The sequence below is a fragment of the Flavobacterium supellecticarium genome, assembly GCF_004801375.1.
Lineage (GTDB): Bacteria > Bacteroidota > Bacteroidia > Flavobacteriales > Flavobacteriaceae > Flavobacterium > Flavobacterium supellecticarium.
Map to the genome: position 1 here is coordinate 974,788 of NZ_SSNZ01000001.1, position 15,263 is coordinate 990,050.

Annotated in this window: 13 protein-coding genes; 5 read left to right on the plus strand and 8 right to left on the minus strand. The window is 39.5% G+C overall.

Going from position 1 to position 15,263, the window contains the following annotated elements:
• Positions 1–2 precede the first annotated feature (2 nt).
• A complete protein-coding gene (locus E6C50_RS04500; protein ID WP_136401990.1) occupies positions 3–1,658 on the minus strand; it encodes an IdeS/Mac family cysteine endopeptidase in 1,656 nt (551 codons plus the stop codon).
• Positions 1,659–1,931: 273 nt separating this feature from the next.
• On the opposite strand from E6C50_RS04500, the gene E6C50_RS04505 reads away from it, so the two are divergent.
• Positions 1,932–3,185 (plus strand): pyridoxal phosphate-dependent decarboxylase family protein, encoded by a 1,254-nt coding sequence (locus E6C50_RS04505; RefSeq protein ID WP_136401991.1) that lies wholly within the window; start codon positions 1,932–1,934, stop codon positions 3,183–3,185.
• 70 nt (positions 3,186–3,255) lie between these two features.
• Here the strand turns inward: E6C50_RS04505 and E6C50_RS04510 are convergent, their stop codons facing one another.
• From E6C50_RS04510 to E6C50_RS04540, 7 genes are all read right to left on the minus strand, one after another.
• The gene (locus tag E6C50_RS04510) at positions 3,256–5,451 is read right to left on the minus strand and encodes a PepSY domain-containing protein (RefSeq protein ID WP_136401992.1); all 2,196 of its coding nucleotides are present in this window, start codon (positions 5,449–5,451) and stop codon (positions 3,256–3,258) included.
• A gap of 11 nt (positions 5,452–5,462) precedes the next feature.
• Positions 5,463–5,954, minus strand: a complete 492-nt coding sequence (locus E6C50_RS04515) for a DUF2271 domain-containing protein (protein WP_136401993.1) — start codon at positions 5,952–5,954, stop codon at positions 5,463–5,465.
• Between the two features lie 4 nt (positions 5,955–5,958).
• Entirely contained in the window at positions 5,959–7,446 is a 1,488-nt protein-coding gene (locus E6C50_RS04520) for an ankyrin repeat domain-containing protein (protein WP_168732738.1), read from the minus strand.
• 131 nt (positions 7,447–7,577) lie between these two features.
• The gene (locus E6C50_RS04525; RefSeq protein ID WP_136401994.1) at positions 7,578–7,757 is read right to left on the minus strand and encodes a PLDc N-terminal domain-containing protein; all 180 of its coding nucleotides are present in this window, start codon (positions 7,755–7,757) and stop codon (positions 7,578–7,580) included.
• A 24-nt stretch (positions 7,758–7,781) separates the two neighbouring features.
• Complete coding sequence (locus E6C50_RS04530; RefSeq protein ID WP_136401995.1) at positions 7,782–8,519, minus strand: hypothetical protein; 738 nt, start codon at positions 8,517–8,519, stop codon at positions 7,782–7,784.
• 215 nt (positions 8,520–8,734) lie between these two features.
• Positions 8,735–9,286: an NADPH-dependent FMN reductase gene (locus E6C50_RS04535; RefSeq protein ID WP_136401996.1), complete on the minus strand. Its 552-nt coding sequence runs from the start codon at positions 9,284–9,286 to the stop codon at positions 8,735–8,737.
• A gap of 16 nt (positions 9,287–9,302) precedes the next feature.
• Positions 9,303–9,806: a DUF2480 family protein gene (locus E6C50_RS04540; RefSeq protein ID WP_136401997.1), complete on the minus strand. Its 504-nt coding sequence runs from the start codon at positions 9,804–9,806 to the stop codon at positions 9,303–9,305.
• Between the two features lie 150 nt (positions 9,807–9,956).
• Here E6C50_RS04540 and E6C50_RS04545 point away from each other — a divergent pair, with 150 nt between their 5' ends.
• The 4 genes from E6C50_RS04545 (at position 9,957) to E6C50_RS04560 (ending at position 15,260) form a co-directional block, all read left to right on the plus strand.
• The gene (locus E6C50_RS04545) at positions 9,957–10,595 is read left to right on the plus strand and encodes a helix-turn-helix transcriptional regulator (protein WP_136401998.1); all 639 of its coding nucleotides are present in this window, start codon (positions 9,957–9,959) and stop codon (positions 10,593–10,595) included.
• A gap of 74 nt (positions 10,596–10,669) precedes the next feature.
• Positions 10,670–12,016 carry a DEAD/DEAH box helicase gene (locus tag E6C50_RS04550; RefSeq protein ID WP_136401999.1) on the plus strand — a complete coding sequence of 449 codons (1,347 nt, stop codon included), beginning with the start codon at positions 10,670–10,672 and terminating at the stop codon, positions 12,014–12,016.
• 65 nt (positions 12,017–12,081) lie between these two features.
• On the plus strand, positions 12,082–14,007 hold the full coding sequence (locus tag E6C50_RS04555) for a vWA domain-containing protein (RefSeq protein ID WP_136402000.1): 1,926 nt from the start codon (positions 12,082–12,084) through the stop codon (positions 14,005–14,007).
• A complete protein-coding gene (locus tag E6C50_RS04560) occupies positions 14,004–15,260 on the plus strand; it encodes a dihydroorotase (RefSeq protein WP_136402001.1) in 1,257 nt (418 codons plus the stop codon). The genes E6C50_RS04555 and E6C50_RS04560 overlap by 4 nt, the downstream gene beginning before the upstream one ends.
• Positions 15,261–15,263: the final 3 nt, after the last annotated feature.

Sequence of the window (15,263 nt, forward strand, 5' to 3'; positions counted from 1 at the left end):
AATTATAACAAAGTAGAAGCATTTCTTCCCGGATGGGCATAAAGCACAGAAAGTGACGATATTTCATGAGGCCCGGCCATCAATTTCCCACTTGTTGAGACACTTACCGGCACATCTAACCACATAATAGCTTTTTTATCGTTTGAATCGACCAGATATAATTTTTCAACAATCCCGGTATTGGTATTATACTTACATCCCCAAAGGGAACGAGTATGCTGACCAGTACGCATAAATGTCCCTATAGACAAAACACCTCTTTCCTTAAAACCATTAATGATAAAATCGGAAAACTCTTTTAAATTTTTAGGAAATTTATCATCATAGTATGTATGATCAAAAAAATGATCTGTATTTGGAAAAAGCTCCGGAAAATACTTAGGAAAATACCAGGCTACACCACTTACTTCATGCCCACCGACATTTGAAAAGTGTGAAGCAAAGGCATCAAAAATTGCCAATTGCCGGAAATTAGCATGCTCTCTACCCGGAGTAAAACCATTTGGAGCCCCAACGGGAAGTACATTCCCATCGGCTATATAACGATCCTGCCACCATTGAATCATATTCGTTGTAACTGCCGCCCAACACATATTTGAATCGTTTGAAAAACCACCCTGTCCAAAGGATTTATTGAGGTCGTACCATCCTGAATCCAGACTAACCCCCTCGGCAAAAAGTATTCCCGGTTTATGAGGAACATCAGTAAGCAAAGGAACTTCTACCAAAATTACCGCTGTTTCCCACTCGGCTACCTGAATTCTAAAATCAACAGCCTGTTTGATTGTTTTTACCGGTTTAATTTTTAATAAAAATTTCTTATTTCGGGATGCACTTTCAGAATTTTCGATCATAATTATTTTTGTTTTACCCAGATTAGGGTCGTTTGGTGTAATATATATTTTGATCCGTTGACTCTGATAAAAGTAGGCCACATTTTCAGGCGTATTTACCGCTGTCAGTTTCGAACTGTAATTGGTTTTTCCCTGTGCTGGTAGTACTGTTACGGTATTGCTAAACAGAGCGCCTTCCTGTATTTGTAATCCTTCAACTTCTATCCGGTAACTATTATTATAAATAATCCCTGCCGCGGCATTTTCTTCAACCTGTATATAAAATGCTGATGGAACCCTTTCCAAAAGCGCTTCAATTACAACCGGAGCTGCTTTATCGGATGCTATTGGAAGTACACTGGTACACATTGGAAAACCATCACCTATAAAATCTTCGGGCCGACGTGTACTTTTCAATTGAAGTAATTCTGCCTCCGTTATCGGATCGTTAGAGAAACTCATATTCGCGATTAAATAGGCTTTTAATCCCGTCTTTATTTCACTTTCCGGAATAGTAACCCTTATTTTTCCATTTTCAATTTCATGATAGCGATCCTCCTGAACCAATTCATCGCCATTATTCTGAAAAAGAAACAGACAAAGCTGTTTTATACTACGCTCCTTTTCCGTTGGGTTGCTATCTGAAGTTCCGTTAAAATCATTCAACTGGATTTTAAACTCCAAAACCTTCATTCCGTTTACCGAATCGGCAGTAAAAACATCTCGCTCTTCAGAACAGGAAACAGTCGTAAAAACAAAAAGAATTATAATTAGAAAACCTATTATCGACATACCCGACGATACAAAATACTTATTCAGACTCATTATATATTTATATTTATTTAATCTACGGAATGGTACTATCAAATGAGGATACAGAACAATAATTTAAAATATCAAAACCATATACTACAAAGTTAATGGATACCCTTTCAAATTCAGGCAAATCTAACCGAGTCAAAAACAGCCCTTTTACAGACATTAATTTAAACGGTTCGCCCTTATGTTTCGAACCTGTACTTTACATTCAAAACCTAACAATTATCATGTTTTATCTGCAAATAGGTTTATTATTTTGCAGAAACCTATTAGAACCATATGAATTACTGGAAAAAACTCTCGGCTGGCGAACGTCAGCTCCGCATCCGGGAAGCGCTGGCAGAAAATGTTAACTTTTCAAAAGATGCCTCTTTAGGCTATCCCGCCTCCAAACTGGATGGCAAAGTATTTTACGATGAAGCTCCTTTTTTAAAAGATGCCCCGATGCTACAATCGTTTGTAGCCAATCCAAACCATATTGGTTGTCATACATTTGGCACTTCCGAAAAAGCCTTTAAAGGGACGCAGGAAATCGAACGTGAAGTACTTAATATAATTGCAGTGGATATCTTTCATATGGAACCTGAAAACTTCGACGGTTATATCGCTCCCGGCGGAACCGAAGCCAATATACAGGCATTATGGATTTACCGGAATTATTTTAGCAACACTTTTGGAGCGCATCCCAATGAAATTGCAATCCTGGCTTCCGAAGATACCCACTATTCCATTCCGAAAGGTGCTAACCTGCTGTTGATTGACTGGTTGAAAGTACCGGTAGATTTTGAGCACCGCTCCATCACAACGGAAACACTGGAAACAGTATTGATCAAAGCCAAAGAAAACGGTAAAAAATATTTCATCGTAGTGGCCAATATGGGAACCACCATGTTTGGTTCGGTAGATGATCCGGATATCTATACTTCATTACTTGAAAAACACCACTTGAATTATCAATTACATATCGATGCGGCCTATGGTGGCTTTGTGTATCCGTTTAGTAATGCTTCTTCCGAACTTGATTTCCGCAACCCAAAGATCAGTTCCATTACCATCGATGCGCATAAAATGCTACAGGCACCTTATGGAACCGGTATTTTTATCTGTCGCAAAGGACTTATCGAAAATGTACTCACCAAAGAAGCCGAATATGTAGAGGGACTTGACCTGACACTCTGTGGGAGCCGTTCCGGAGCAAATGCCGTTGCCGTATGGCTGATTCTGGCAACCTATGGTGCCCACGGATGGTTTGAAAAAGTTTGTATTTTACAGATGCGAACCAACTGGTTATGCCAACAGCTGGATGACTTGGAAATTCCTTATTTCCGGGAACCTTCTATGAACATTGTAACCGTTCGGGCTTCACATATACCGGAACCGATCGCCAACCGCTTTAACATGGTACCGCAAAAACACGATGCGTCCAATCAGTGGTATAAAATTGTCCTTATGGATCACGTAGAAATTGAACACCTCACCGCACTGATAACGGCCTTACAGGATGTCGCCATAATGACCGAAATACTACTATAATCCATACAACCGGACATCCTCAAACTAAAAAGCGCAGCAAAATTAGCTGCGCTTTTATAAATTACAGTACTTAATAACAGTCCGTCAGTATTTGGTTGTGCGATTGATAATGGCTCAAATCCATGCCACTCTGTTCTTTACAGATCATTTCCAATAGCGTCATAACATTTTGTTGCATGGCCAGTGATCCACAAATCATGATCACACCTCCCGATTGTAAGGTTTCGGCAATAAAAACAGCATCTCGTACCAGTAAATCCTTTACATACTGTTTTGCACCTTCACGCGAATAGGCAACATGCAATTGTTTTAACTTTTGTGAAGCAAGGCAGGAATCAATTCCATCCCGATATAAGTCAAATGAGGCTTCCCCCCTAAAACCGGAATACAAATAACAATTCGCCCATTTATTTTCGTCCAGCATTCCTAAAAACGGTGCAATACCGGTTCCGTTTGAAATCATAATGACGTTTCGGGCTTTTTTCGGAAAATGGAAATGTTCATTACGAACGATTCGGGCTTTTACGATATCGCCGGGTTCTAATGCATACAGGTAAGACGAGCCCAAACCTCCCGGATATAATTTTACGCTCAACTGAACCATATTGCCCACTTTTCCAACTGAATATTGCCGTTCCCGGTAATCGTTTGCCGGATAAATCGCCAATAAATCGCCAGATGTAAATTTTAACTTGTGTTGTGGTGCGATCTGAATCAGAAAGGCACCGTCTGTATGGGCCAGTTCGGTTTTCGAAACAACGGTAAACGTTTTTAATCCCTTCGGTTTGCCCTGAAAATCAATCATCGATCCGGAAAAAGGGATTTCGGCTTTTTGCGACCAAAGGTTCGTCCAACGTTGGAAATCATCCGGAGATTTATCATTAACCGTATGAATATCCAGAAATGGTGTCGCCCATGTTTGTTCCTCCAGTATATTGTGAACCTCAAAAGCAAACTTACAGAAATCCGGGTAGGATTTGGATCCGAAACCTAAAACCGAAAAATGAACCGGTTGCAATTGTGGTTGCTTTTCCAATAATGTCTGGAATTTTACTGCATTTGTCGGCGCATCACCCAAACCGTAGGTAGCGGTTAACAGGATCAGGTGTTCTGCTTTCGGAAAAACCGTATACGCATTCAACTCGGCAATAAAGGATTTCTCTCCTTGTTTCAATAACTGTTCGTGAACGGCATTCGCAAAACGGAATGTTGTCCCATTTTCCGAACCTACCAAGATTACAAAACGACTTTCATCACTTTTAAATTGATTACGAACACGATTGCCACGTCTTTTTAACGTAATTGCAAAACCGGAATAAATAAAAAACAGGATATTCGCTGCCGCTATCGCCAGAACAATCGCCCAAACAGCACTCGAACGCCCGGTATGCAACGTCAGACTCAAATTCGACAAAAGTGTGGTTTTCGAATACGGAATTTCGCTTAGGATATCTCCGGTGATCTGATTCACAACCAATTCCCGGTTTTTTAGTTTAAACGTATAATAATCTTCTACATCTTCGGAAAACGGAAACTCGATGGATTGCACTTCGGATAAAGGTAAATGCTGAAATACTTTAAAATCGGATAACTTTTGAGCCGGTTCCGAACGGATGGCATCAAAATCAATATCGTGTGTTTTCTTTTTTTCCGATCCTGACAATTCGAAGCGCACTAACGACAGATACGTTCCGGTAATTGTAATGATCAAAATCGGAATTAATGCTAGTCGTCCCAATAGTACATGGTAATACTGTGCGAAGTTTTCTTTAACGATCCGGGTAAAAAAACGTTTTAAACCACGTTGCCGCTGAATTACTAAAACCGTTCCGGTACTCGCGATCAGAAACAATAAAAAGGCGGTTATGCCTATAAAAACCCTTCCGGTTTCGTGTAAAAAAAGCGAGCGGTGCAATGTGGTTACCCATCGGAAAAATTCATTTTCTTTAGGAACCGTTCCAAGCGACTTTCCTGTTTTCGGATCAATGTAAACGGTTACATCCTTACCATCGGCATCAATCACTTTGGCTATTACAAACTGATTGGCATCAATCGTTACATCGGTAATTTCGTCGTATTCCTTTTTCAGTACCGGTAGCAATTCAGCCACCGTAATTTGGTTGAAGTCAGCTGCGCGATAGGGTTGTGTTTTTTGCAGAACGGGTTCAAAAGCAAGCACTATTCCCGTTACGGAAGCGAGGGCTATAAAGAGAAAAGAAGATACAGCCAACGCGAGATGGCTGTATCTCCATAATGAGATTGTCATAGTTCCAGTTGTTAATTCGGACTGATACGTACGTAACGGATATATCCCGTACCTTCATTTTTACCCGAAAGATTCTCGGTTGTTAACGGGAATTCGATGTCTTTCACACGGTATTCCTGATTTTCTACAGCCGATTCGAATCGAAGGCTATAACCGGCATTAATCTTCGCATTTTCTAATTCCAGTACTGTAATACTACGTTCCCCACCCGAAACCGATGCTCCGGTAATGGCGCTAAGATTGGCCGGTTTTTTAGTCTGGAATTTATGCCATTCTTTCAGGTCCTTGTACCATTTTTTATCATCACCCATCACATAAAGTGTTTTTTCATAGGCTCCTTTCGGATCGATTAACGATACCACAATATAAGCACCTTCACCGGGATAATTTGTCATCTGAACCATACATTTGTATTTCGATGATCCGGTTTTTTGCGCCATTATGGTTGCTCCCGAACAAAATGTCAACGCAAGGATAAGGGCTACTTTAAACAGTTTTTTCATATTCTTATTTTAAGAAATCTAGTGATACTTTATTTTTAGTCAATGTTTCGTTTTCAGAAGCCAGGTCATAGGCTGTTTCTTTAAACTCGGTCTGGATTGATTTTTTAGCGTCAAGATTGTTGATCAGATGCTTTAAAATCGTATCGTCCTGCGCTACCAAAGCCGCTTTATGTAAAGCAGTCATACCTTCTTTATTCTTAGCATTTACGTCCGATTTATAGCCTTCGATAAGTTTGATCAACGACATATCGTTTTTTGCAACTGCCATATGTAGCAATGTATTTCCGTTTTTCTGAGGCGTAGCAACATTCAATCCGGTTTGTTCTATTGTTTTTAATTTGGCGCGGAACAACTCTTCTTTTTGCGGTGTATACGATTGCATTAAATAGGCTACTACATTATCCCCATTGGCATCCACTGCTTTTACATCGGCCTCTTTACTTAACAACAAACGAACCACTTCCGGAGAATTGTAACGTGCCGCTAATAATAATGCGGTTGCTCCTTTTTTATTCGTCTGATTGATATTTTTAACCGAAGGTAGTAAAATATTTAGCACTTCAAGATCGCTGTTACCGGCTGCTGCGTTCATAAAAGCGGTAGTACCATCTTTGTCCGGTTGGTTTATATCGACACCTTTAGACATGAAATATTTAATAATATCACCTTGTTTGTCTTTTCTTACGATGGCATGTAAAACGGTTTCTCCGTTTTTACCGGTAGCTGTCGGTTTAATTTTTAATTCTTCCAGATACTGATATACCTCCAGAGTATTTGCTGTACCACGTGTTCCCTGACTGGCAAAGATCATCGCGTTATCGTTAAACTTCACTCCTTTTTTTAACAACGCTTTCAAGGTTTCGATATTTCCGGTTCTGGCGGCATAGTTAAAAGCTGTATTTCCATTGGTATCGGTACTTTTAAGATCCAATCCTTTATTCACAAAGTAGTTGATCAAAGAAAAATCTTTATCATAAGCTGCAACTAATAAAAGTGCATTAGCCCCTTCATGATCTACATCTTTTTTCAGATTGGCTCCGTTTTTTAGGCATAAATCATACACTTTGGTGTTTGCCTGGCCATTTGCAGCGGCAAAATTCAATGGGGTATACCCTTTGTCATCCTGTATATCGGTTTTAGCACCTTTGCTTAATAAATACTCCATCAGATCGACATTTCCTTTATAAGCTGCCCAAAACAAATAGGTTCTACCATCGTGCGTTAGCTTATTTACACCGTTACCTTCTTGCGATAATAAAAATTTGATGGCGTCGTTAGAAACCCCTTCGGTTATGGCAAATACCACCGGGTCAAAAGCATTGTTGTTAAGCTGTGAAGGATTTCCGCCTTTTTGGATTTCCGATTTTATAGTGGTAATGTCAGGATTTTTTTTCCAGAAAGAGCGCTCTAAAAATACATTTTGTTGCGCGTGAAGCGTTACGGAAGCCAGTGTTATCGAAGCGATAAATAGCTGTTTGATGTTTATAGTCATGATAATTTGGTTTTGAATGATACCGTTTTTACTGCAACTACTGCAAAATCACAGTTGGGCAAAATTAATAAGAATCATTCTAAATAAAAAACTAAATTATCACAAAATATAGCTGATTAATTTTTATATGCTTATTTATTTCCAACAATAAAATAGGCCAGACTTCCCAAAACCGGAAAGGCAAGTATCAGTATACACCAGATAATTTTTCTGTCCGACTCCAATCTCGATTTACTCAGTCGAAACAAACTAAAGATGATAAATACAGCCAAAAGTGGCATAATCATTTGTAAACATATATCTAACAACATTTTCTTTATATTTTAAATAGTAATCTATTCCATGTCTTTAAAATATGCTGTAAAAAAAGCAAATGATGTGTGTCCTCCATATTTACCGAGTGGAGGAGAAAATCTTCCTTTAGTTATCATTCTACGCCTATAAACTGTCCCCAAAGCTTCAAAACCAATATTATAGCTTAAAATGCCTTCAACAGTTAATTCGTAAGGTGCTCCTCTATCTATATTAAAATGATAAAAACTTTGACTATAGGATGCTCCAAATGTGAAGCCTATAATATCCGTAAAAACATTGGTAATGGCATCAAATTGCCTGGCATCTAACAAACTCCTACTATAATTAAAACTAAGAAACATACTCATAAATGAAGCATTACTAACCGGAAATTGCCCGGAATAATAACAATAATCAACCCAATCCCAGTCACCTCCATATCTGGCAGCTGTATTATTATCCTGTAATGTATCCAACACAGGCAACATCTCTTCTTCTTTTAAAATAGTTTCTTTTGGAAATATCTTTTCTAAATCATCCAATGATTTCAGCATTATACAATTATTTGGATCGATCTCATCTGTAAACGATACATTGGCCGGATTTAATCCCAACTCTTTAAATTTTGCTAGGATCAATTCTTTTTTATAATTTTTCTCTTCCTGACTTAAACCGGAACCGCTTCTGGCAATTTCGGAATCATCGGAACCACACGAAACAAACAACAGTATTCCTAAAAAAGGAACTCCCATTTTTTTTACAATAGTGACGAATCTCATAATTTTCATTTTTTAAACGTTTACCAAAAGTTCCGTAAACATTAAAAAACAATAGCATAAATGACTCTTTCTTACTGATTTTTGAACGGAAATACAACATTTAAAAACGATACAAATACAAAAACCGTAACCTATTGAGAATTCTCAATAGGTTACGGTTTTTTTTTAGGATTCAGCTATCGGTATCACGAAAACGATACCAACTGTTCGTTGAATTATACTGGTTTATGATGCTTACAATTCACCAGTAATTTCACCATTTGATCAAATTTCTGACGGTACTCGTCCGTAAACGCGCCTTCGTGGTCGTACAACGCTTTACGCGCAACCGGAATACTAAAAGGCAACGTCCAGGCCCGTAATGATTTCGCCACGGCATCCATATTCGTAATACCATTCATCGCATGACTGCCATCGGCCCAACAAACAAACCCGATCGTTTTATCCGTTAAATACGGTGTCGTTTCTTTCGAACTGACTTCCAGCCAGTCAAGGCAATTTTTCATCACACCGGTCATTCCGCCGTGGTACAAAGGTGTGAGCCAGATATGTATATCCGCATGGCGAAATACATGCGCCATCATTTCAACCGATTTGGGAACCGTATTCAGTGTTACATCAAAAAGTGGAATCCCGGAATCCGGCAGATTAAAAACGGTAACATTTGCACCGGTCGCTTCGAATTCGGTTTTAAAATAATCGGCAATTTTATGTGAGGTCGCATTGGATCTTCTTTCCAACGCGCCATTAAATACAAGTACGTTCATAAATCACAATAATTGGTTAATATTTCCGGATCACTTTGGGCAATCCTGGTTCGCCATATAGCAACGAAGCCACTTTACCGGCCAGAATAGTGCTTACGCAAATATAAAGGGCATCCGGTATATGTTCACTGGCCTTAACAGCCACTTTTTTATCAAAATACAAAGACAAATCGGCATTTTCTACCGACTTTTCCCAAATTTTTATCAGGTGTTCCTTTTCTGTTCCAAAGGCAATTGACACCGCAAAAGGCTTTAATTTTGTCGTGATCAACATATAAACCCATTGCGGAATAATCGCATCAACAGAACAAACTACCGACACCGCTTTACCGGAATAGTCTTCCCAATTTACGGAATCCATCGCAGTTCTGAAACTTTTTTCCACAATGATCAACTCCTCATATAAGTAGGATTTTATATCAAATGTTACAAAAGTCATCTCGGGACGGTAGGCTTCTAAATCCAATCGTAAAATCCCGGAAGCCGTCACTTTATTTTCTATAGTCGTATCTTCAGTCATAATCCAAACGAATCCGATTGTACTTATGGATAGCTACAACCCACAAATTTCGCGCTAATCCTGTTTAGGTACAATCGCTGTTTATTATTTTTGATTCTGAAGCAAATGTAGTAAATTTGCCTAATAAACCAAATAATCACTTTGTTTATTATGGAAATTAAATTACCGGAAAACGAAAGAGCCTTATGGATACTAAAAACCAAAGGCCCGCTTTCTGTTATAACCCTGGCCAAAGAACTGAATGTAACCACAGAAGGCGCGCGTTTTAATATTTTAAAGCTCGCTTCCGAAGGATTGGTACTATCGGAAACGGTTTCCAAAGGACGCGGCCGACCGCAGCAGATCTGGTCGCTTACCGCTATCGGTAATTCCCGTTTCCCGGATACGCATGCGGATTTGACGGTAAAACTGATTCAGAAAACAAGGGAAATACTTGGCGAAAAAGCACTAGATGCCGTTATCGAAGCCCATTCCGCAGAAATCCGGAACAGCTATCTAAACGCCGTATCGGGTATAGACGCACTTGAAAAACGCATTCAGATTCTAACCGAAATCCGGAACAACGAAGGTTATATGGCCGGCTATACCCAGGAAGATGATCATTTTTTGATATACGAAAACCATTGCCCGATTTGCGCTGCAGCTACGATATGTCAGGGGTTTTGCCAATCCGAGTTAGAAACATTTCAGGCTGTTTTAGGCGAAAAAACAACCATAGAACGTCTGGATCATATTGTTTCCGGGGCGACGCGTTGTACGTATAAAGTTAGCTTCAAAAAGAATCAGTAGCCCATTAATACCCTGTTGATACCGAAATCCCATAAAAAAATAAATGTTGTATCTTTGCCCAAAATAAACACTATATGACCACTTTTGAGCAATTTAATCTTCCCAAATCCTTACAAAAAGCTATAGACGAAATAGGATTGACCACGCCTACTCCGATTCAGGAGCGTTCTTTTCCGGTAATTATGTCGGGACGGGATATGATGGGAATTGCCCAAACCGGTACGGGTAAAACATTTGCCTACCTGTTACCGATTTTAAAACAGTGGAAATTTACGCCAACACATACGCCAAAAGTAGTGATCATTGTACCAACGAGAGAATTGGTGGTTCAGGTGGCTGAAGAAGTTGAAAAGCTATCCAAATACATGTCTGTTCGCGTATTGGGCGTATACGGAGGCGTAAACATCAATACACAGAAAACATCCGTTTACGAAGGTGTAGACATTTTGGTAGCTACCCCGGGGCGATTAATGGATCTGGCATTGGATAATGTTGTTCGTTTTGACGAAATGCAAAAGCTGGTCATTGACGAGTTTGACGAAATCCTGAACTTAGGATTCCGCTTTCAGATCACGTCTATTTTATCGATGATGAAACCGAAACGTCAGAATATTTTATTCTCGGCGACCATGACGGATGAAGTGGATGAATTACTGGACGAATATTTCGATTTTCCGGAAGAAGTTTCCTTAGCTCCATCCGGAACACCATTGGAAAAAATACGTCAGATTGCATACCATGTACCGAATTTCTTAACCAAAGTAAATCTTTTAAAACATTTACTAACGGAAGACGATAGTCTGGAACGCATCTTGGTATTCGTAAATAACAAAAGGGTTGCCGATATCCTTATGGAACATTTGGACGAAGACTTTCCCGGTCAGTTTGGAGTAATCCACTCCAACAAATCCCAGAATTACCGTTTGAATACGATGGCCGAATTCCAGGAAGGAAACCTTCGCGGTATCGTAACCACCGATATTATGGCGCGTGGATTGGATATTTCGGATATTACCCATGTGATTAACATGCAATTTTCGGAAGTTCCGGAACAATATATCCACCGAATCGGACGTACCGGTCGTGCCGATAAAGAAGGTATTGCCATTAGCCTCATCGATCCGAAAGAAGAAGAATTCCAGGTTGAATCCGAATTACTAATGGAAAAAGAACTGGAAATATTGGAAATTCCGGGATCCGTAACAATAGAAGAAAAAAGATTGGAGTTTGAAAAGGAAAAACAAAAAGTAAAATTCCTTTTAAAAAGAACTAAACTTGAAGGAGGCGGTGCTTTTCACGATAAATCCGACAAAAATAAAAAAGTAAACCTTGGTGGTCCGGGCAAACGAAACCCGCGAAAAACAAAACCGCGTAACCGTGCTGTAGAAAAGAACAGAGCTGCCAAACGAAAAAAGAAATAATTGGTACCCGAAGTAATGTCGAAAACTAAAAACTAATTACTATTTTTGACAAACATTAAAATACAATGCAATTCAAACATCCTGAAATTCTGTATTTCCTCTTTCTATTGGTTATACCAATTCTGGTTCATTTATTTCAATTGCGTCGTTTTAAAAAAGAATACTTTACCAATGTTCGCTTCCTGAAAGAAGTCAGTATCCAGACACGAAAGAGTTCGCAAATAAAAAAATGGTTATTGCTTTGTACGCGATTACTATTGCTAACCTGTTTGATTCTGGCTTTTGCACAACCATTTTTTAACGCAAAAGACACCAAAAATACAGCCAACGAAATGGTAATCCTATTGGACAATTCCTTTTCGATGCAAGCCAAAGGTAATCGCGGTGAATTGTTAAAACGAGCCGTACAGGATCTTTTGGAAAACACTCCGGACAATCAGCGGTTTTCTTTAGTCACCAATACCGAAGCGTTTTGGGATACCGATATCCGTTCGATCCAAAAAGAGTTACAATCATTATCGTACAGTTCGGTTCCTTTCCGACTTGATTTTTTACGAAACAAAGTCGAAGCCAAAAAACCCAATGTTCCGAAAGATATTGTGATCATTACCGATGCCGTACAAGCCGATAAAAACGCGGTGGTCATCCAGGAACAAAGTCCGGTTTATTGTATCATTCCAAAGGCTGAAAACAAAAATAACATCAGTATCGATAAGGTTTCGATCAACCAGCAATCCGATGATTTTTACGAGATCAAAGTAGCATTAAGTGCTTATGGCGAATTACAATCCGAAATCCCAATGGCGGTTTATAACGGTAAAAATCTGGTTGCCAAAACCGTGATTGCATTTGATACCCCGAAAAAAAATATTGTATTCAATCTTCCGAAAAAAGATTTCCACGGTTATGTTTCTCTGGAAGACAACAGCCTGACCTACGACAATACGTATTATTTCAGCATTTCGAAACCGGAAAAATCCAATGTGATTGCTATCGGTGATGCCGACAAAAATGCATTTTTATCACGGATTTACACTCCGGATGAATTCCAATATAAAAATACTACTTTAAGCACACTTGATTATAATGCACTCGACAAACAAGACGCGATTATTATAAACGAATTAAAAGAAATTCCGCAGGCACTGACCACTACTTTAAAGGCTTTTTACGACAAAGGAGGTACAATTGTGGTAATCCCGGCAACGGAAACATCGGTACAAAATCTGACTTCATTTTCCGGGAATTTCGGAATCAGCAAAATCGGTTCCTTACAAAATACACCGAAACAAATCACGAAAATAGCCTTTAACCATCCGCTATACCAAACCGTATTCGAAAAGAAAACCGATAACTTCCAATATCCGAAAGTCAATACTACTTTTACGATTGGCGGTAATCCGGCCGGTATTTTAAGTTACGACGATCAGTCGCCGTTTTTGAGCTCGGTAACCAATAAAATCGGAATGCTATACCTGTTTGCTGCGCCGATAAATAAAACAAACAGTAACTTCCAAAACTCCCCGTTAATTGTACCTACTTTTTACAACATGGCACAAAATAATCAGAAAACCGGAATATCCGAATTTACTATCGGAGACAATCAAAGTCTGATATTGGACGTTATATTATCGAAAGATGAAGTGATAACCGTTCAAAACGAAAAATCGGATTTTATCCCCATGCAACAGATCCTAAACAACAAGATCAAACTGTCCTTTGGAGACTATCCGGAACAATCAGGAAATTATGCTATCGCGAAAGGGAATACGATTTTGAAAAACATCAGTTTTAATCATGCCCGTACCGAAAGCGATCTGAGCCTGCACAACGAAAACATTTACGATAACTATATCAAAACCGACTCCATTGCCACTGTTTACAACGATATCCATTCGACACGAACAGCCAGTGAAGCCTGGAAATATTTTATCATCGCAACACTACTATTTTTATTACTAGAACTACTGATCCAAAAATTCGTAAAATGAATGTAATTCTTAAAAACGCAACGATCATCGATACCGACAGTCCGTATCACAACCAAAAAACGGATCTGAAAATTATCGATGGTAGTATCCGTGCTATCGGATCGAACCTTTCGAATGAAGAAGGCGCCGCCGTTATCGAACTGGAAAATCTCCATGTTTCCCAAGGCTGGTTTGACAGCTCCGTATCGCTTGGCGAACCAGGCTATGAAGAAAGAGAAACGATTGCCAACGGACTGAATGTTGCCGCCAGAAGCGGTTTTACCGATATAGCGTTACAACCCAATTCCGCTCCTGTAGTGGACAATCAGACCGAAGTTAATTTTGTAGTACACAAAGCCCGGGAAGCTGCCACACAATTACATCCGATTGGCGCACTGACCAAAAACAGCGAAGGAAAAGACCTGGCCGAATTATTCGACATGACCAATGCTGGTGCCGTGGCTTTTGGCGATTATAACAAAAGTCTGGACAACGCCAACCTGTTAAAAATCGGACTGCAATATGCTCAGGATTTTAACGGCCTGATCATCGCTTATTGTCAGGATGAAAAAATAAAAGGAAACGGAGTGGTAAACGAAGGTATCGTGAGTACGCGCCTTGGATTAAAAGGAATTCCGACACTAGCCGAAGAAATCCACGTAGCCCGTAATCTTTTCCTGTTGGAATACACCGGTGGAAAACTACATATCCCAACCGTATCTACGGCAAAATCCGTATCTTTAATACGCGAAGCCAAAGCGAAAGGTTTAAACGTGAGCTGTAGCGTTGCGGTACACCATTTGGTAATGACCGACGAAAAACTAACTGGTTTTGACACCCGTTATAAAGTAACACCACCTTTACGCGACGAACAAGAAAGACAAGCCCTGATTGCCGGCGTTATCGATGGCACGATCGACATGATCACTTCCGATCACAATCCGTTGGATATCGAACATAAAAAAATGGAATTCGACAATGCCAAAAACGGAACTATTGGTTTGGAAAGTGCTTTCGGAGCATTAGCTGCTGTACTTCCAATTGACATTATCGTAGCCCGCTTAACCGCCGGAAAAGCACTATTCGGATTAAAAAAACAGTCGATAAACGTCGATCACAAAGCGAGTCTGAGTTTATTTACAACCGAAGGAACATGGGAATTTACCAAAGCCCATATTCTTTCCAAATCTAAAAATTCCGCTTTTCTGGGACAACCGATGAAAGGAAAAGCCTATGGAATTTACAACCACGGAAAATTAATTCTAAACGAATAAAAG